This window comes from Limnoglobus roseus (assembly GCF_008254045.1).
GTDB lineage: Bacteria > Planctomycetota > Planctomycetia > Gemmatales > Gemmataceae > Limnoglobus > Limnoglobus roseus.
In genome coordinates this window covers 3,340,471-3,356,682 of sequence record NZ_CP042425.1, presented here as the reverse complement: position 1 = coordinate 3,356,682, position 16,212 = coordinate 3,340,471, and the positions used below count along the sequence as shown (strand labels likewise).

Below are 16,212 nucleotides of genomic sequence, written 5' to 3'. Positions count from 1 at the left end.
CATGACTGAAGAGCAATTCCTGACGTGGGTGAACGACCGGGGGCTTCCACGCGACCGGGGCATGGAACTCCTTCGGCTCGCGGCCACGCCGGAAGAGATGAAGGCCGCGTCCGAAGCGTGGGAGCCTCCCCCGCCAATCTACAACTTGGGGAGCATCGTGACGCTGACGGAGGACGACCCCCTCGGCGTGTCTCCCAAGGCCCACGGATTCCTCATCGTCGGCTCGTGTCCGAACGGCGACCTGATTGCCGTCGATGGTTCGACCGATGTCGGGTCTGTGTGGTTCGTTTGCCACGAGACGATGCGCGAGAAGCCGCTCCGCGAGGTTGCCCTTCGCGTCGCCGACAACCTTGCCGATTTGATGCACAAGTGGGCGACCGGCAAGGGGCCGATGGATTACTTCGATGCGGAGCGAGTCAAGAGTAGTTGACGGCCGACGACGCTCCGGTCACTCCGGCTTCTCCGCGAACAGTGCCGTCGTGGACGCCAGTTCCATCTGCGCCTCCAGCGGCAGGTCGCGGACGAACGAGCGGTCGAGATACTCGCGTGGGTCGGCCAGCAAGTCGCCGACTTTGTGGCTCAGAAGTTCGCGCCGCGCCGATTCCGGCAGTTGGGCCGCCCAGCGGCGCAACAGCCATGTCAGCGTCCAGATCGGCTGGCCGCTCGGCGGCACTTCCTGGCGCTTGATCTCCATGCCGTCTTCGAACAGGCTCCGCAGACCTTCGTGCGACATGTTGAAGTAGTGGTGCGGGTACCCGTGCAGCGGTTGCAGGAACGGCACCACGCAGTACAGCCGGCCGCCGGGGACCAGCACCCGCATGATCTCCTTCGCACAGGCGAACGGGTCGCGGACGTGTTCCAGCACCGCGAACGAGAACACCGCCTGAAACACGCCGTCCTTGAACGGCAGCCGCTCGCCGACGCCGCGAACGTCGGTCGTCGGGTACGGGCAGATGTCGAAGTTCACCACGTTGTCGTAGTACACCGGCCGCAAGCCCGCCCCGCAGTCCAGGACGAACCCGCCGGAGTGAATCTCGATCATCCGGGCGGCGTGGTCGTCGTAGTTGTTCGCGCTGACGTTGTCGGTGTCGGTGATGTGGAACTGCGTCCGCAGGTCGTCACTCAGAAAGTCGTAGAAGGTCTCCGTCTCGCCGTGCGGCAAATCGTCCCGCAACAGCGGTCGGATGCGGTCCAACTTCGCCCGCTTCCGCCCCGCGAAGGCCGGATCGATGACGGCCCCGCTCGGCAACGGCGGGGGCGGCCCCTGCGCGCGACGGAACGGCGGCACGCGGCGCAGCAACTGCCGCGCGATTTGAGACAGTGAGACAACCATGAACCCCTTCCCCCAATGCCCGCGGGGATAGCGAGGGTGCCGGAGGGCGTCAACGCGGGTTTGTGGAACAACTCTCTATCACTTCTCATTTCGCGCCGGTATCATCGGGGGTGAGTACCAGCCCACCCGCCCCTTCCCTTTCCCTTCCAGTCAGGAGTCGGCCATGACGCCACGCGACGAACGCAACTGCCCCGAGTGCGACGGCACCTTCCCCGCCATCACCGTGCCGCCCGTCCACCGTCGAGGCTTCCTCCGCACCGTCGGCGGGGCCGCAGCCGCCTTTGCCCTCGGTGGTTCCGCACGGGCTGACGCGAAGGTGAAACCGGCCGAAGACCTCGTCCGCGAACTGTTCGCTACCCTGAGCGCAGACCAAAAGAAGATCGTGAATCTGCCGTGGAACCACGGGCAGAAGGACGGCAAGGGCCTGCCGACGCGGTCGGGCATGTACAACGCCGCCATCCAGAACCAGAAGATCGCGGCCCACTACACGAAGTCGCAACAAGAACTGCTCGACAAGATCTTCCGCGGCATCTGTGCGGAAGGCGACGGCTACAAGCGGCTCAGCCGCGGCGGGAACTTCGACGCGAGCGGGTCGTTCACGAACATCGGCGCGCACATCTTCGGCGACCCGACGGACAAGCACCAGTTCTCGCTCGTCTTCTCCGGCCACCACCTGACGATCCGGTGCGACGGCAACTCGGAGCCGGACACCGCGTTCGGCGGCCCGATGTACTACGGCCACACGCCGGACGGCTGGAGCGACGAGAACATCTTCTTTTACCAGACGAAGGCGGTGAAGGCGGTCTACGACGCGCTCGACGAGAAGCAGCGGAAGGCCGCATGCATCGACGGCACGCCGGGCGAGCTGATGAAGTCGATCGAGTTCCGCAAGAAGTTCCCCGGCCTGCACATCTCGGAACTGTCGAAGGACCAGAAGGCGTTGGTGGAAGCGACGATGCGGGAGTTGCTCTCGCCGTTCCGCAAGGAAGACGCCGACGAGGTGATGGACATTCTGAAAGCCACCGGCGGCCTGGACAAGATTTACCTGGCGTTCTACTTCGAGGAGTTCGGCGACTCCAAGCAGTGGCACTTCTGGCGACTGGAAGGCCCCGGCTTCGTCTGGAACTTCCGCGTCCTGCCGCACGTCCACACCTACGTGAACATCGCGAAGCTGGCGTGAGTCTACTTCTTGCCCTTGAGGCGGCGGACGAACCGCCGCCTCGGGGCAGAGTTCCCCTCGTTACCCCACCCCCACCGCCCGTCCCGTACGGTTGCTCTCGTAGATCGCGCGGATCAGCGCCACGGCCCTGCGGCCTTCACGCCCGTCCACGGCCGGCGGGCGGTTGTCGCGGATCGCGGCCACGAAGTCGGCGAGCTGGCGGCGGTGCCCCTCGTGGCTGATCGCCTTCGGGTCGGCCGCGCCGCCGCTCGCGCCCACCTTCGCGGCAAATCGCTCTTTCACCTCGGCGTCGGCCGGGAGTGGCGGCGAGAAGTCCCACCGCAGCACGTCCTCCTGCTCGATCACGGCGCTGCCCTTGTCGCCGTGGATGGCGATAGTCTTCGGGTAGCCGGGGTGGACGCTCGTCGTGGCCTGAATGATACCGAGGGCACCGCTCTTGAAGCGGATCGCGGCCACGGCCGTGTCTTCCACTTCGATCCGCTCGTGGGCGAGGGTGGCCGTGAAGCCGACCACGCTGGCGGCGTCGCCCATCATCCAGAGCAAGAGATCGACGCTGTGGATGGCCTGGTTCATGAGTGCGCCGCCGCCGTCGAGGGCTTGCGTGCCCTTCCAGCCGCCGTCGTCGTAGTACGCCTGCGACCGCCACCACTTGCACGTCGTCTCGCCGAGCGTCAGTCGGCCGAAGCGGTTGGCGGCCACGGCGTCCTTCAGCGCCACGCTCGAATCGGCAAACCGCGACGGGAAGATCGTGCAGAGTTTCACGCCGTGCTTGTCGCAGGCTTCCGTGATGCGGTCGCACCGCTCCTCGGTGATTTCCAGCGGCTTCTCGACGACAACGTGCTTGCCGGCGGCGGCGGCGGTGACGGCCGGTTCGAGGTGTGCCCCGCTCGGGGTCGTGATGATGACGGCGTCCACGCCGGGCAACTTCACCGCCTCTTCGACGGTCGCAACGATCGGCACCGGGGCGTGCTTCAACTCGGCGAGCATCGTCTCGCCGTTGGCCTTCGTGCGGGAGACAAGGGCGGCGATTCGAGTGCCGGGGACCTCGGCCAACGCGCGAGCGTGGAAGCGGGCGATCATGCCACAGCCGACGATGACGAAGCCGAGCGACATAGGGAGGTCTCCGTGCTGGGTGACGGAGATTGTATGAGGCGACAGGCCGTCGTCGGCACTCACCGCCCCGTCGGTCCCGGCCGGCTGATGCCACTTGGAGGAGCGATGCGGGGGTCGTCTTCGAACGTGACGTATTTGTCACGGCCGCGGCGCTCTTGGTCTTCGATGCTCAGCCCCGGGGCGTCGGCCCGCGGCTTGTTGCGGGCTTCCAACGGTCCGGCGACTTGTTTGCACCCGGCGAGGGACGCGGACAGGACGAGTAACGGCAGCACGCGGCGAATCATGTCGCAACTCCTTCGGCAGCGGATCGAATCCTTCCCATCCGGTATCGACCGAACTCCCGCCTCGATTCCGCAGAACCTGTGCCGGAAGTGCCGGCCCCACGGCGATCGCCCGCAAGATCGAACCGACCGGCGAACTTGGAACCGCCGGCCCGACGTCCTATATTATGCGTGTCCCGCCAACTGTTTCTCCAACCTGTTGAGCACCTTCGCCGCGTGGTTGGTTCCCGCAAACTGCGGAGAGCGCCTCCATGCCCCGACCTTCCCACGATGACGACGACATTTTCAAAGACAGCCGGATGTCCTTCGGCGACCACATCGAAGAACTCCGCACCCGCCTGCTCGCCGCAGTCAAGGGGTTGGTCTTCGTCCTGATGATCGGGCTGGTCCTCGATTACATCGGCGTGCAAGCCGGCATCCCGCAGCTCGGCATCGGCCGGCCGGTCATGAAGATGATCGTGGACCCCGTCGAATCGCAGACGCGAGACTTCTACGCCATGAAGGTGCTCGACGATCGGGCGAAGTTGCCGACGGAACCGACCCCCCCCGAGGAAGTCGAGCGGATTCGCAAGAAATTGGCCGATTATGACGGCGCGTTGACCGCACTGACGGAGGGAGAACAACTGAAACTTCGCGCCGCGCCGCGTGAGCTGCCCATTCTGATCCCGGTGGAGCCGTTCAAGAGCGTATTCGGAGCCGAGCCGAAAGACAAAACGCTCACGCAAATCCCGGTCACGATCCAGGTCTACCCGGCGCACATCACCGCCCTCACAACAGAAGGGGAAGGCTTACTCGCGAGCAAACGGTACCTCAAGACGCTGAGCGCGCAAGAATCGCTCATCGTGTACTTCAAGGTGTCCCTGCTGAGCAGTTTCGTGGTGGCGAGCCCGTGGATCTTCTTCCAAATCTGGGCGTTCGTCGCGGCCGGCATGTACCCGAACGAACGGGCCTATGTCTACCGCTACCTGCCGTTCAGCATCGGCTTGTTCCTCACCGGCATCCTGTTGTGTCAGTTCATCGTGCTGCCGGGGGCGGTCAAGGCGCTGCTCGCGTTCAACAACTGGATCGACACCGACCCCGACCTGCGGCTGAACGAGTGGCTCAGCTTCGCGATTATCTTGCCGCTGGTGTTCGGCGCGTCGTTCCAGACACCGCTGGTGATGTTCTTTTTCAACCGCCTCGGCATGTTTTCGTGGGAAGACTACTGGGCGAAGTGGCGGTACGCGGTGCTGGTGCTGGCGATCTTCGCGGCCGTGATTACCCCGACGCCGGACGCCGTGACGATGCTGTACCTGTTCGTGCCGATGTTCGGCCTGTACATGCTCGGCGTGGCGATCTGCCGCATCTTCCCGCCGGCCGAGGCGGAGTACGAACCGGAAGAGGCCGAGATCGCGGTCTGACGCGACGGCCGCCCGCCGTTCACCGCGGCGGGCGTATCATACCTGTATGTCCGAGACTCACGAACCCCGCGTTTTCCTTGTTGGAGCCGGCCCCGGCGCGCCGGGGCTGTTGACCCTGCGGGCGGTCGAACTGCTCGCGTCGGCCGACATCGTCATCTACGACCAACTTGTGCCGCGCCGGTTGCTCGACTTCGCCAACCCGAAGGCCGAGACGGTCTGCGTCCGCGAACTGCCCGGCAACCACCCGGACAAGTACCCGCACATCCACAACATGCTGATCGACAACGCGCGGGCCGGCAAGCGCGTCGTGCGGCTCAAGGGCGGCGACCCGCTCATCTTCGGCCGCGGCGGCGAAGAAGCCGAGACGTTGCGGGCCGCCGGCATCCCCTACGAGATCGTCCCCGGCGTGACGGCCGCCCTCGCGGCGGCGGCGTTCCTCGATCTGCCGTTGACGCACAGGAACTATTCCAGTGCCGTCGCCCTCGTCACCGGGCACGAACTCCCGACGAAGCCCGGCAACCGCCTCGACTGGAAGGCTCTCGCGCAGTTCCCCGGCACGCTGGCGATCTACATGGGCATCGCCCGCCTGCCGTTGCTCGTCGATCAACTGGTGAAGCACGGCCGCGACCCGGAATCGCCCGCCGCCATCGTCGAGCGGGTTTCCACCGGCGACATGCGGACGGTCGCGGCCACCCTCGGCACCCTGGACGACGCCCGCCGCAACGCCGGGCTGGAATCGCCCGGCCTCATTCTGATCGGCGAAGCCGTCGGCCGCCGGGTCGAACAGTCGTGGTTCCAGCAGCGGCCGCTGTTCGGGCAGCGCGTCCTCGTCACCCGGCCGCGCCACCAAGCCGAGGCGATGATCCGCCGCCTCGAAGTGCTCGGGGCGGTCCCGTATCAGTTGCCGACCGTCGAGATTCGCGAACCGGAAAACCCCGCCGCGGTGGACACGGCTCTGACCCAGATTCGTAACGGCGAATGGGACTGGCTGGTGTTCAGTAGCGCGAACGGCGTGCATTCGCTCATCAAGCACCATCTCGCGCAAGGCCGCGACGTGCGCGACTTCGCGCAGGTAAAGTTCGCCACTGTCGGCCCGAAGACGGCGGCGGCCTTGAAGGAGTACCACCTTCAGCCCGATCTGGTTCCGCCCGCGAAGTTCTCGGCCGAACACCTCGCCGAACACCTCGGCCCGCACGTGCAAGGGAAGCGGGTATTGCTCGCCCGCGGCAAACAGGGCCGGCCGGTGCTGGCCGAGCAATTGGCGAAGGTCGCGACCGTCAGCGAGGTCGTCGTCTACGAACAGGCCGACGCGATCGAGGGGCAGCACGAAGTCTTCGACGCCCTGCGGCGCGGCGAGATTCGGTACGTCACCCTCACCAGTCCGAACATCGCCCGGGCGCTCGCGAAGCTGTTCGACGACACCATCCGCGGGCGAGTCGAACGCGGCGAAATTCGCCTGGTGGCGATCAGCCCGCTGACGGCCGCGGCCCTCGACGAGTTCGGCCTCGCCCCGGCCGCGGTCGCCGCCGAGGCGACAACGGACGGGTTAATCGCGGAGTTGATTCGCTTGACGAAGGAGCGCGGGGACGACCACTAAGCCCACGGCCGGACTGTTTGCCCTCACACTTCAAACCGGATGCCCTGGGCGAGCGGCAGGTCGCGCGAGTAGTTGATCGTGTTCGTCGCGCGGCGCATGTACACTTTCCAGGCGTCGGAGCCGGACTCGCGGCCGCCGCCGGTGGCCTTCTCGCCACCGAACGCGCCGCCGATCTCGGCCCCGCTCGTGCCGATGTTCACGTTCGCAATGCCGCAGTCGGAGCCGGCCGGCGACAGGAACAATTCCGCCTCGCGCAAGTCGTTCGTTAGAATCGCGGAGGCCAACCCCTGTGGCACGCCGTTGTGCAGCGCGATCGCGTCAGACAGGTCGCGGTACGGCGTCACGTACAGGATCGGGGCGAAGGTTTCCTCACGCACGATTGGCGCGTCCCCGGCGATCTCGACGAGGGCCGGGCTAACGTAGCCCCCCGGCCGCAGGACGCGCTCGCCGCCGGTGACGGTTCCGCCCGATTGGCGGGCCGACGCGAGGGCTGATTGCATCGCCTCGAAGGCGGCTTCGTCGATGAGCGGTCCGACGAGGGTGCCGGGTTCCAGCGGGTTGCCGATCGGCAGCTTCGCGTAGACGGCCTTCAGGCGATCGAGCAGGGTCGCGGCGATTGACTCGTGGACGATCAGCCGCCGCAGGGTGGTGCAGCGCTGGCCACAGGTGCCGACGGCAGCGAACGTGATCGAGCGGACGGCCAGTTCCAGGTCGGCCGTCGGGGCGACGATCATCGCGTTGTTGCCGCCGAGTTCCAGCAGCGACCGGCCCAGCCGCGCGGCCACCACCTGCCCGACGGTCCGGCCCATGCGCGTGCTGCCGGTCGCGGAGATTAGCGGCAATTCCGGGGCGGCCGCGAGCGCTTCGCCGACATCGTTGCCGCCGACGATCAGGCTGACCACACCGTCGGGCACGTCGGGCATGTCCTTCAGCACGTCCATCACAACGGCGTGCGTGGCCAGGGCGCACAGCGGCGTCTTGTGTGACGGCTTCCAGATGATCGGATCGCCGCAGACGAGGCCGAGCATCGCGTTCCACGCCCAGACCGCGACGGGGAAGTTGAACGCCGTGATGACGCCGACCGGGCCGAGCGGGTGCCACTGTTCCATGAGGCGGTGCCGCGGCCGCTCGCTGGCGATGGTCAGGCCGTACAGTTGCCGGCTGAGGCCGACGGCGAAATCGCAGATGTCGATCATCTCTTGGACTTCGCCGAGCGATTCCTGGGTGATCTTGCCGGCCTCCCAACTGACGACCGCGGCGAGTTGGTCCTTCTTCTCGCGGAGTTTCTCGCCGATGCGGCGAACGAACTCGCCGCGGACGGGGGCGGGCACCATCCGCCATTCGAGGAACGCCGAAGTCGCAGCGGCGAGGAGCGGCTTTAGATCGGCCGGCGTCGCCTGCGGGAACGACGCGAGCAGTGAGCCGTCGATGGGCGTGCGAACATCCAGTGCGCCGCCGGTGCCGGGCAGCCAGCGGCGGCCAACGGCAACTGCATTTGGCGTGGAAATGTTGATCTCACCAAGTACGCTAGCAAAAATGCTATGCACGTTGGAAAACCTCGGCTGGGGGCAGGGGTATTAGCCGGTACTAGGCCGTGTTGATGTTCCTGAGTCGCCGTAGTCGCAGGACGCCGAACACCAAATGGACCACACCGAGGAACATCGTCTTCCGCTTCTCGTACCGGGTGGCGAACCGGCGGAACTGCTTGGCCTTGCCGAACAGCCGCTCCACCTTGTTCCGCTCTCGATACCCGTCCGGCAGGAACGGCTGGGGCTCGACCCGGTTGCTCCGGCTGGGAATGTTCGGGAACACGTCCCGGTCGACGCACGCCTGCCGCTGGTCGTCCCCATCGAACCCCTTGTCGCACACCGCCTCGTCGAAGTGCGGCACGCGAGCGATGGTGGCGTCGAGCAGCGGCCCCAACCGCGGGGCGTCGTGGGCTTGGCCCGGCAACACTTCGACGGCGAGGGCCGTGCCCTCGTCGACGGCCGCCACGAGAACCTTGGTGGTCAGCCCGCCCCGGCTGCGGCCAAGACCCTCACGGCGAGCACTTCGTGCCGCCCCGATCTTTTTTTCTTCCGCCGTGCCCCGGCCGCATGCTGGTGGGCGCGGACGACGGTGGAGTCGACCAGGATGCGGCGGACGTCACCCAGGTCGGGGTTGGCGGTCAGCAGTTCAAACAGCCGCCGCAGGCTGCCCGAGCGGGCCCACCGGCCGAACCGGTGGTACACGGCGTCCCACGCCCCGAACTCGCTCGGCAGATCCCGCCATGGGATGCCGGTCCGGGCCCAGTACAGGATTGCCTCGAAGAACATGCGGTCGGACAGGCGTGGCGGCTGGCCGCCGGTGAACTGCTTGGCCTGGGCGACGAGCGGTTCGAGGATGGCCCAGTGGTCGTCCGTGAGCAAGTACCGCACGGCGTCGTGCCTCGGAATGGTCGGGATCGACCTAAACTCTTACCCCGAACGAACACGGCTCGTCAACACGGCCTAGTCTCGGGCACGGGGAAATGCAGTTCATAGCATCGAAATTCATTTACCCGTCCCTGTTCAGGATCATTAAATATACTTGCCTGGAATGGATCGACATTACTCTCTGACGAGAGTGCCTCCCATGCAAGTTCATCACCACATCTCATGTCAGTGATGAAAACCTTCTGCTCAGCCGACAATGTCCAAACCGTACTTGCAAACTTGAACGACACATCGCCTTCGCTCTCCGAGAATACTGTCCCCGGAAACCGAGCTGCTAAATGAGCGGCAAGAGTAGCCAAATATCGACCAACTGTATTGTCTTCAGACAGTGCCGAGATATGTCGAGAATAGATTTCGTCAAATACAGCTATTTCGCCTACAAACAAATTCCCGTAAATCGGAATACAAACGCGACCAATTTCACCGCAAAGGCACAGGAGATACACCTCTCGCAACGGTGAAACCATCACCACTGCTGAACTCCCACACAAGTAATCATGGAGACAACCCAAAAACTCCCCAACTCTGTTCAATCGCACTGCATTATTTAAATCACTGATGATCAAGTCCGTTGATCGAAGATCGCTGTCATAGCCAGCACACTTCATCCCCTTGTCGTTAATCATGTCAACAATTTTGGGAACGCATTCACGGACAGTCGGAACACGGCGAGGTATGGCTCGAAGAGGAATTTGCTGGCCTGTAGCTGCGACATGATAAACTACTTCTTCAACACAAATCTCTCCAACATCATCCTTGTGACGGTATTTTCCATTCTTAATGATATCAAGGGGGTAATTTCGTATGTTACGCAGTCTGGCGTCGCTCTCAGAGGCATGGAATTCTGTAACTTCCACACCGAATTCGCCAGTCGTCGGATGTAAGCATCTAAAATCAGGTCGCTCTTGTTCCTTAATGATCAAAGGATATATTCCAAAAACAGCATCGAGTGCCGCACGCTCTTCAATCTTATTCATAGCTTCGCTCTAGGCCAGTGAATCAATCTGCCACAAGTGGACACGTGAATCCATAAAAAGTTCGCCTGTCACTAGAAGGCCAAACCGAGAAGTATTTTTTTCACATCGAGCAATAGTGCTTTCCGAAGCGGTTCGCCATGAACTCGGCGTAGTCTACGTCTTCCTGCTTCACGAAGCCCTGCGATGGCAGTCGGTCGGCGACGTGCAGGTCTACGGCCGCGCAGATCGCGGCGGCCGTCGTCACCTGGATGGCACTCCAGATTTCGCCGTCGAACGTCCGCGGGTACACCTTCTTCGCCTCGCTGTGCTGAACGTACCGGCCCTTCCGCCAGCCCTTCACGGTGCAGAAGACGATGACCACGTCCTGGTACGTGATCGGCACGGCCCGTTCCAGTACATCCTTCAGCAGTTCGCGGCGTTCGCTCAGGCGGAGTTCGTTCACCAAGAACGTCGCGAGGTCGCGGTGGCCGGGGTAGCGGACGGTCTTGTAGTTCAGTTCGCGAACCTGGCCGTCGAGGGTTTCGCAGAGCGTGCCGAGGCCGCCGGAGGTGTTGAAGGCTTCGTACTCGACGCCGTCGAGGTCGAACCGCTCCAGCCCTTCGAGCGGCAGCAGTTCGAGACGGCGGCCGTTGTGGATCGCCTCACACGGGTTGCAGTACTCGTTGATGAGGCCGTCGGTGGACCACGTGAGGTTGTACTTCAGCGCGTTCGTCGGGAACTGCGGCAACGCCCCGACGCGCATGTGAACGGTGTCGAGTTTGTCGAACCCCTTCGCGGCGTGGTTCGTCAGGATCGAAACGAACCCCGGGGCGAGACCGCACTGCGGCATGAAGATTTGCCCCGGCTTCGCCCGCGCTGCCACGGCCCGCACGCGGCGGGTGGTTTCCACGTCTTCGGTCAGGTCGAAGTAACTCAGGCCGAGGTCGTGAGCGATCTCGGCGATCAGCGGGTTGAGACTGAAACTGAGGGCCGAGATGACGAGCGAGCAGCCGTGCATCGCCTTGGTCAGCGACGCAGCGTTCGCGGCATCGACGGTGACGGGTTCGACGTTCGGCCGGTGGAAGCGGGCGAGCGTGTCCGCGTCCACGTCGGCGATTCGCACACGGTAGTCGCCGGTGTCGGCGAGGAAGCGGGCGATCATCCGGCCAATCTTGCCCGCGCCGAGGAGAACGACGTTCGTCATGGGCGTGCCTCCGTGAGTGGAGATACCCCATTATTGCGTGCGAACGGGCGGCAGGCCCGATTTCTGAAGACGTTTTTGGAACCCAGAGCGGAAGCGACGGGGTAGTGAGGCGGCCTCACTACCCCGTCGCTTCCGCTCTGGGTTCCAAAGAACAGGCTTACGTCACCTTCCACTTCGCCCGCGGTTCGCGGCTGCGGAGTTTATTCGCCTCGTCGTCGTTCGCGAACTCCTCCTTCACCGGGTCCCACTTCAACTTGCGGCGGAGTTGGTAGCCGAGGTTGCCGAGGTGGCAGACGGTCGCCGTGCGGTGGCCGATCTCCGGCGGGCAGATCGGTTCCTTGCCCGCCTTGATCGCTTCCAGCCAGTTCTGCTTGTGGTCGCTCGACGGCGTCACCCGCTTCGCCGCGTCCGGGTACTGGGCCTTCGAGCCGCTGTTGAAGATCACTTCCAGTTGCCCACGGCCGACGAGGATGGTGCCCTCGGTCCCCTCGAAGACGCAGTCGGCCTTCAGTTCGCGGCCTTCTTTATTCTTCACGAACTCGCCGTGGATCATCTTCACGCCGTTGGCGTAGGTGAACGTCAGGCCGCTGAGTTGCTTCGGATCGGTCGGCGGGTTCACTTCCACTGGGCCGCTGCCGTCCATCTTCAGTGCCCACTGGGCGATGTCGAAGTGGTGCGCGCCCATGTCGGCCACGTATCCGCCGGCGTACTCGCGGTAGTCCCGCCACTTCGGGAAGCCCGAGTGGACGCCCTTCGGGCAGAGGATTTCGTTGTAGCCGCGTTCCGGGGCCGGGCCTTGCCAAAAGTCCCAGTCGGTGCCGACGGGGATCTCCTGCGTCGGCAGGTCGCACGGCCGGTTCGGGCCGGCGACACCGATGCGAACGGTCTTCACGTCGCCGATCCAGCCGTTCCAGATCATCTCGACGGCCGCCCGGAAGCGGTTGGCGAACTCGCTCCGCTGTTGGCTGCCGACCTGAAACGTGATCTTCGCCTTCTTGATTTCCTCGACCAACCACCGGCCCTCGGCGATGTTGTGCGTCAGCGGCTTCTCGCAGTAGATGTGCTTGCCGGCCCTCGCCGACAGCACGGCGGCGTTCGCGTGCCAGTGGTCCGGCGTGGCGATCACGACCGCGTCAATCGACTTGTCGGCGAGCAACTCGCGGAAGTCGGGGAAGGACTTCACGCCCTTCCAGGTGCCGGCCTTCTTGCGGTCGGCGTACTTCTTCTCGACCATGCCGGCGGCGCTGTCGAGGCGCTCCTTCACCACGTCGCAGACGGCGACGACTTCCACGTCCTTACGGCCCAAGTAGCCGCCGAGGTGCCCGCGGCCCATCGTGCCGACGCCGATGAAGCCGAGGGTGAGCCGCTCGTTGGCGGCGGCTCGTGCCGTGTGCGAGAGCACGAGTGGGGCGGCCGCCGAGGCGGCGAGGAACGAACGACGCGAGAGCATGGGAGAGGGTCCTTGTTGAGGAGGAAGGTTATTTGGCGGGGAGATACTTATCGAACCAGTCGGCGATCGTGATGATGTCCTTGTCGATGCCCGGCCAGCCGTGTTCCTTGCCCTTCTTCACGACGAGTTCGCACGGCACGTTCTTCTCCTTGAACTTCGCGATGACGACTTCCGCCTGCTGGATCGGCACGAGTTTGTCGGCGTCACCGTGGATGATGAGCGACGGGGCGGAGTCCTTCGACACGTGGTAGGCGGGCGAAATCGCCTTGCCGATCTCCTTCCGCTTGGCCTCGTCGGTGATCTCCTTGAACCCGCCGCGGGGGTCGGCTTCCATGAAGTAGAACGGGGCGCGGAAGCCCTTCAGCACGCCGTCGCCGAGGGCGAGTTCGCCCTCCTTGCCGTAGTTCAGGAAGTCGGTCGGCGGGAAGAAACAGCCGACGGCGTTGGCCTTCGACGAGATCTGCTCCAGCGGGTCCTTGGCCTTCTCGTTGCCGGGCTTGAACGCCGTGCCCTGCATGAGCGACAGGTGGCCGCCCGCCGACGCGCCCATGATGCCGATGCGGTCCGGGTCGAACTCGTACTTCTTGGCGTTGGACCGGACGAACCGCGTGGCCCGGTGCATGTCGTCGAGGACTTCGGGGATGGTGAACTTCGGCTGGCTGCCGTGGACGACCGCGAACACGGTGTAACCGCGTTTGAGCATCTCGGCGAAAAAGCCGACGTTGATCCCCTCGTGGGCGGAGTACCACCCGCCGCTGATGACCATGATGACGGCCGCGCCGTTCTTCTTGCCCTTCGGGGTGAACACGTCCAGCGTCATCGCGAGGCCGAACTTGCGACCGTAGATCACGTCCTCGGTGCGGGTGAATTCGGGAGTCTGGGCGGGCAACAACGGCACGACGGCCGCGATCGCAACGACGGCGAGGACCAAGCGGGAGAGCATTGCAAGCGTCTCGGCGGAACGGGAGGAGGGTGGGAAGGAAATCGTATCAAACTGCGGACAAGGTGGGAAATGAGAAATGCGCGATCGACCGAAGAACCCGAGTGGAGCCGAGGGGAGTTGAACCCCTGACCTCCTGAATGCCATTCAGGCGCTCTACCAACTGAGCTACGACCCCAGGTGAATCTAACCTATCGCCGATGCCACCCACCGTCAACCACCGAGCCGGCCGTCACGGCATCCGGCCCCAGATTTTTTCCATCAACTTGTACAACTCCGGCTCCTCCTGCTTCAGTTCTGCGGCGTTGAACGGGAAGAAGTCGTTGCGGCCGACGTAGCTTTCCGTCATCTCTGCGAAGAACTCCTTCTCGTTCGTCAGGCCGTAGTGCGACCGCTTCACGCCGTCCATGTGTAGCACCGACTTGTACTTACCGCTCGACACGAACCGCTCCCACGCGGCCTTTACCTCGGCGTGGTCGAAGCCGAGGACCTGATCGTGGTAAGCGTGGGCCAACTCGTGCAGCATCGCGCACGGCTGTTGCCGCTGGTGGTGGGCACTCGCAAAATACTTCGCGTCCGGCACGTGAACACATCGGGCCAGTTCCGCGGAGTAGCCGTGCGACTTCAACCAGCCGGCGCTCGGGTGATATTGCGCCGGCACCAACTTGCCGTGCGTGCAGTCGAGCCAGATCGGCACGGCCCGCAGTTTCTTCAGCCGATCTTCCGGCACCACCAGCGCGACGATTTCCAGTTGGCCTTCCATCAACTTCAACGCCCGCGTGCCGAGATCCGCGTCCGGGCCGCTCAGCAATCGGTCGTCCACTTGGACCGTCCAGCCCGCGACTTCTCGCTTCGTGTGCGCGGTCGGCTTCGCCGGCTCTGGGTCGGCCCCGACGAGCATCAGGACACCGAGCAGTACGGTCGGGTTCATGGCAATTCCTTCGCAACGATGGGCCGGGTAACGAGGCGGCTGAGGACCACACACGCCGTGAGGATGCCGCCGGACAGGTAGAGGGCGGCGTCATCATTGCCGGTGAAGCCCTTGATGTACCCGGCCGTCAGAGGCACGAGGAACGCGAGGCCCCAGCCGAGGAAGACGAGGCCGTAGTTTGTACCGAGGTTCTTCGGGCCGTAGAAGTCGGCCGTCATCGCCGGCATCAGTGACAGACCGCCGCCGTACTGCCAGTACGCGATACCGACGACGAGGAACAACAAGCCGACGTTGTTCGATTCAATGACCGTCGGCATCAGGAACAGGCACGCGGCCGACGCGACGCCGTTGAGCGTGTAGGCGTTCGTGCGGCCGATGCGGTCGGAGTACGACCCGGTCCCCACGCGACCGAGGGCGTTTACGATCCCGCCAAACGCAGCAAGTAACCACCCGTTTTGAGCGAAGAACTCGTTCCCCTTCGCGGCCTTCGCCAGCAGAGGGACGGCGTTCGCGATTAGCAAGAGGCCCGACTGTGCCCCGCCGAACATCAGCACGACGAGGGCGAAGTACTGCCACGTCCGCAGCATCTCCCGCGGTGCCCAGTTGACCACCGCGACCGGATTGGCCGACGCCACCATCGGGCCGGCCGGGACAAACCCCGGCGGCGGCGGTGTGAGCAACCGCCCGGCCACGACCACGACGACGGCGAACGATAGGCCGAGGGCGACGAAGCTGCCGGTGATGCCGTAGCGGGCGATCAACTCGGTAGCGAGCGGGGCGATGTAGATGGCCGCCCCGCCGTACCCGCCGACGACGAGGCCGACGATCAACCCGCGGCGGTGCGGGCCGAACCACTTCACGGCCGCCGGCGTGGCGGCGGCATAGCCGAGGCCCATGCCGATGCCACCGAGGATGCCGAACCCAACGATGAGGCCGAGGTAGCTGTGCAACACGCCCGCGAGGACGCACCCGGCCGCGAGGAACAGCCCGCCGAGGGTGACGCCGATCCGCGGGCCGTATCGGTCTTGCAGTCGGCCGCCGGGGATCATGAACAGCGCGAATGTCAGCCCGCACACGGCATACGCCCACGTCGCATCGGCGTCAGACAGGAACGTCCACCCGGCGTTGAGGCCGTCCGTCGGCATCGGCGTACCGACGAGGTCGGGCACCTTCGTCGTGAGGTTGGCCTTCCAGACGCTCCAAGCGTAGAGGATGCCAAGGCAGAGGTTCACGGCCATACCGGCCGCGACGACGAGCCAGCCACGGGAGGGGGAAGAGGGCATGGCAAGTCCGGGAGAAGGGTATTCGTGCCGCAGCCTCCGCAAGAACTTCCGGGGTACGGAAGCCTTCGCG

At 64.6% G+C, this 16,212-nt stretch carries 16 protein-coding genes and 1 tRNA gene; 4 read left to right on the top strand and 13 right to left on the bottom strand.

Annotated features, from left to right (window positions below; translation table 11 throughout):
* The first annotated feature begins 1 nt into the window (after position 1).
* Positions 2 to 430 carry a hypothetical protein gene (locus PX52LOC_RS14190; RefSeq protein WP_149110719.1) on the top strand — a complete coding sequence of 143 codons (429 nt, stop codon included), beginning with the start codon at positions 2 to 4 and terminating at the stop codon, positions 428 to 430.
* Between the two features lie 18 nt (positions 431 to 448).
* Here PX52LOC_RS14190 and PX52LOC_RS14185 read toward each other — a convergent pair whose 3' ends face one another.
* The gene (locus PX52LOC_RS14185; RefSeq protein ID WP_149110718.1) at positions 449 to 1,333 is read right to left on the bottom strand and encodes a methyltransferase domain-containing protein; all 885 of its coding nucleotides are present in this window, start codon (positions 1,331 to 1,333) and stop codon (positions 449 to 451) included.
* Positions 1,334 to 1,496: 163 nt separating this feature from the next.
* Between PX52LOC_RS14185 and PX52LOC_RS14180 the strand changes: the two genes are divergently transcribed.
* Positions 1,497 to 2,513 carry a DUF3500 domain-containing protein gene (locus tag PX52LOC_RS14180; RefSeq protein WP_149110717.1) on the top strand — a complete coding sequence of 339 codons (1,017 nt, stop codon included), beginning with the start codon at positions 1,497 to 1,499 and terminating at the stop codon, positions 2,511 to 2,513.
* A 60-nt stretch (positions 2,514 to 2,573) separates the two neighbouring features.
* Here PX52LOC_RS14180 and PX52LOC_RS14175 read toward each other — a convergent pair whose 3' ends face one another.
* Both PX52LOC_RS14175 and PX52LOC_RS14170 read right to left on the bottom strand, forming a co-directional pair.
* A complete protein-coding gene (locus PX52LOC_RS14175) occupies positions 2,574 to 3,626 on the bottom strand; it encodes a Gfo/Idh/MocA family protein (protein ID WP_149110716.1) in 1,053 nt (350 codons plus the stop codon).
* A gap of 59 nt (positions 3,627 to 3,685) precedes the next feature.
* Complete coding sequence (locus PX52LOC_RS14170; protein WP_149110715.1) at positions 3,686 to 3,910, bottom strand: hypothetical protein; 225 nt, start codon at positions 3,908 to 3,910, stop codon at positions 3,686 to 3,688.
* 248 nt (positions 3,911 to 4,158) lie between these two features.
* On the opposite strand from PX52LOC_RS14170, the gene tatC reads away from it, so the two are divergent.
* Together tatC and cobA are read left to right on the top strand one after the other, a co-directional pair.
* A complete protein-coding gene (gene tatC / locus PX52LOC_RS14165) occupies positions 4,159 to 5,307 on the top strand; it encodes a twin-arginine translocase subunit TatC (protein WP_149110714.1) in 1,149 nt (382 codons plus the stop codon).
* Positions 5,308 to 5,353: 46 nt separating this feature from the next.
* Positions 5,354 to 6,904, top strand: coding sequence for a uroporphyrinogen-III C-methyltransferase (cobA, locus tag PX52LOC_RS14160; protein WP_149110713.1), 1,551 nt, complete (start codon positions 5,354 to 5,356; stop codon positions 6,902 to 6,904).
* A 23-nt stretch (positions 6,905 to 6,927) separates the two neighbouring features.
* Here the strand turns inward: cobA and amaB are convergent, their stop codons facing one another.
* From amaB to PX52LOC_RS14110, 10 genes are all read right to left on the bottom strand, one after another.
* Positions 6,928 to 8,418, bottom strand: a complete 1,491-nt coding sequence (amaB, locus tag PX52LOC_RS14155) for an L-piperidine-6-carboxylate dehydrogenase (protein ID WP_390637539.1) — start codon at positions 8,416 to 8,418, stop codon at positions 6,928 to 6,930.
* A 73-nt stretch (positions 8,419 to 8,491) separates the two neighbouring features.
* A complete protein-coding gene (locus PX52LOC_RS43310) occupies positions 8,492 to 8,917 on the bottom strand; it encodes a transposase (protein ID WP_246173784.1) in 426 nt (141 codons plus the stop codon).
* The gene (locus PX52LOC_RS43305; protein WP_168218752.1) at positions 8,914 to 9,321 is read right to left on the bottom strand and encodes an IS5 family transposase; all 408 of its coding nucleotides are present in this window, start codon (positions 9,319 to 9,321) and stop codon (positions 8,914 to 8,916) included. Before PX52LOC_RS43305 ends, PX52LOC_RS43310 begins: the two co-directional genes overlap by 4 nt.
* 62 nt (positions 9,322 to 9,383) lie before the next feature.
* Positions 9,384 to 10,355: a hypothetical protein gene (locus PX52LOC_RS14140; RefSeq protein ID WP_149110711.1), complete on the bottom strand. Its 972-nt coding sequence runs from the start codon at positions 10,353 to 10,355 to the stop codon at positions 9,384 to 9,386.
* A gap of 100 nt (positions 10,356 to 10,455) precedes the next feature.
* Complete coding sequence (locus PX52LOC_RS14135) at positions 10,456 to 11,538, bottom strand: saccharopine dehydrogenase family protein (RefSeq protein WP_149110710.1); 1,083 nt, start codon at positions 11,536 to 11,538, stop codon at positions 10,456 to 10,458.
* A gap of 157 nt (positions 11,539 to 11,695) precedes the next feature.
* A complete protein-coding gene (locus PX52LOC_RS14130; RefSeq protein WP_149110709.1) occupies positions 11,696 to 12,988 on the bottom strand; it encodes a Gfo/Idh/MocA family protein in 1,293 nt (430 codons plus the stop codon).
* A gap of 28 nt (positions 12,989 to 13,016) precedes the next feature.
* Entirely contained in the window at positions 13,017 to 13,931 is a 915-nt protein-coding gene (locus tag PX52LOC_RS14125) for an alpha/beta hydrolase (protein ID WP_149110708.1), read from the bottom strand.
* A 102-nt stretch (positions 13,932 to 14,033) separates the two neighbouring features.
* Positions 14,034 to 14,106 (bottom strand) — tRNA-Ala (locus PX52LOC_RS14120).
* 54 nt (positions 14,107 to 14,160) lie between these two features.
* A complete protein-coding gene (locus tag PX52LOC_RS14115) occupies positions 14,161 to 14,859 on the bottom strand; it encodes a zinc-dependent peptidase (protein WP_149110707.1) in 699 nt (232 codons plus the stop codon).
* Positions 14,856 to 16,142: an L-lactate MFS transporter gene (locus PX52LOC_RS14110; protein ID WP_149110706.1), complete on the bottom strand. Its 1,287-nt coding sequence runs from the start codon at positions 16,140 to 16,142 to the stop codon at positions 14,856 to 14,858. Before PX52LOC_RS14110 ends, PX52LOC_RS14115 begins: the two co-directional genes overlap by 4 nt.
* Positions 16,143 to 16,212: the final 70 nt, after the last annotated feature.

What these genes read in the sequence shown, in the direction of transcription:
- PX52LOC_RS14190 (WP_149110719.1), top strand. Translation starts at nt 2, where the DNA reads ATGACTGAAGAGCAATTCCTGACGTGGGTGAACGACCGGGGGCTTCCA.
- PX52LOC_RS14185 (WP_149110718.1), bottom strand. Translation starts at nt 1,333, where the DNA reads ATGGTTGTCTCACTGTCTCAAATCGCGCGGCAGTTGCTGCGCCGCGTG.
- PX52LOC_RS14180 (WP_149110717.1), top strand. Translation starts at nt 1,497, where the DNA reads ATGACGCCACGCGACGAACGCAACTGCCCCGAGTGCGACGGCACCTTC.
- PX52LOC_RS14175 (WP_149110716.1), bottom strand. Translation starts at nt 3,626, where the DNA reads ATGTCGCTCGGCTTCGTCATCGTCGGCTGTGGCATGATCGCCCGCTTC.
- PX52LOC_RS14170 (WP_149110715.1), bottom strand. Translation starts at nt 3,910, where the DNA reads ATGATTCGCCGCGTGCTGCCGTTACTCGTCCTGTCCGCGTCCCTCGCC.
- tatC (WP_149110714.1), top strand. Translation starts at nt 4,159, where the DNA reads ATGCCCCGACCTTCCCACGATGACGACGACATTTTCAAAGACAGCCGG.
- cobA (WP_149110713.1), top strand. Translation starts at nt 5,354, where the DNA reads ATGTCCGAGACTCACGAACCCCGCGTTTTCCTTGTTGGAGCCGGCCCC.
- PX52LOC_RS14140 (WP_149110711.1), bottom strand. Translation starts at nt 10,355, where the DNA reads ATGAATAAGATTGAAGAGCGTGCGGCACTCGATGCTGTTTTTGGAATA.
- PX52LOC_RS14135 (WP_149110710.1), bottom strand. Translation starts at nt 11,538, where the DNA reads ATGACGAACGTCGTTCTCCTCGGCGCGGGCAAGATTGGCCGGATGATC.
- PX52LOC_RS14130 (WP_149110709.1), bottom strand. Translation starts at nt 12,988, where the DNA reads ATGCTCTCGCGTCGTTCGTTCCTCGCCGCCTCGGCGGCCGCCCCACTC.
- PX52LOC_RS14125 (WP_149110708.1), bottom strand. Translation starts at nt 13,931, where the DNA reads ATGCTCTCCCGCTTGGTCCTCGCCGTCGTTGCGATCGCGGCCGTCGTG.
- PX52LOC_RS14115 (WP_149110707.1), bottom strand. Translation starts at nt 14,859, where the DNA reads ATGAACCCGACCGTACTGCTCGGTGTCCTGATGCTCGTCGGGGCCGAC.
- PX52LOC_RS14110 (WP_149110706.1), bottom strand. Translation starts at nt 16,142, where the DNA reads ATGCCCTCTTCCCCCTCCCGTGGCTGGCTCGTCGTCGCGGCCGGTATG.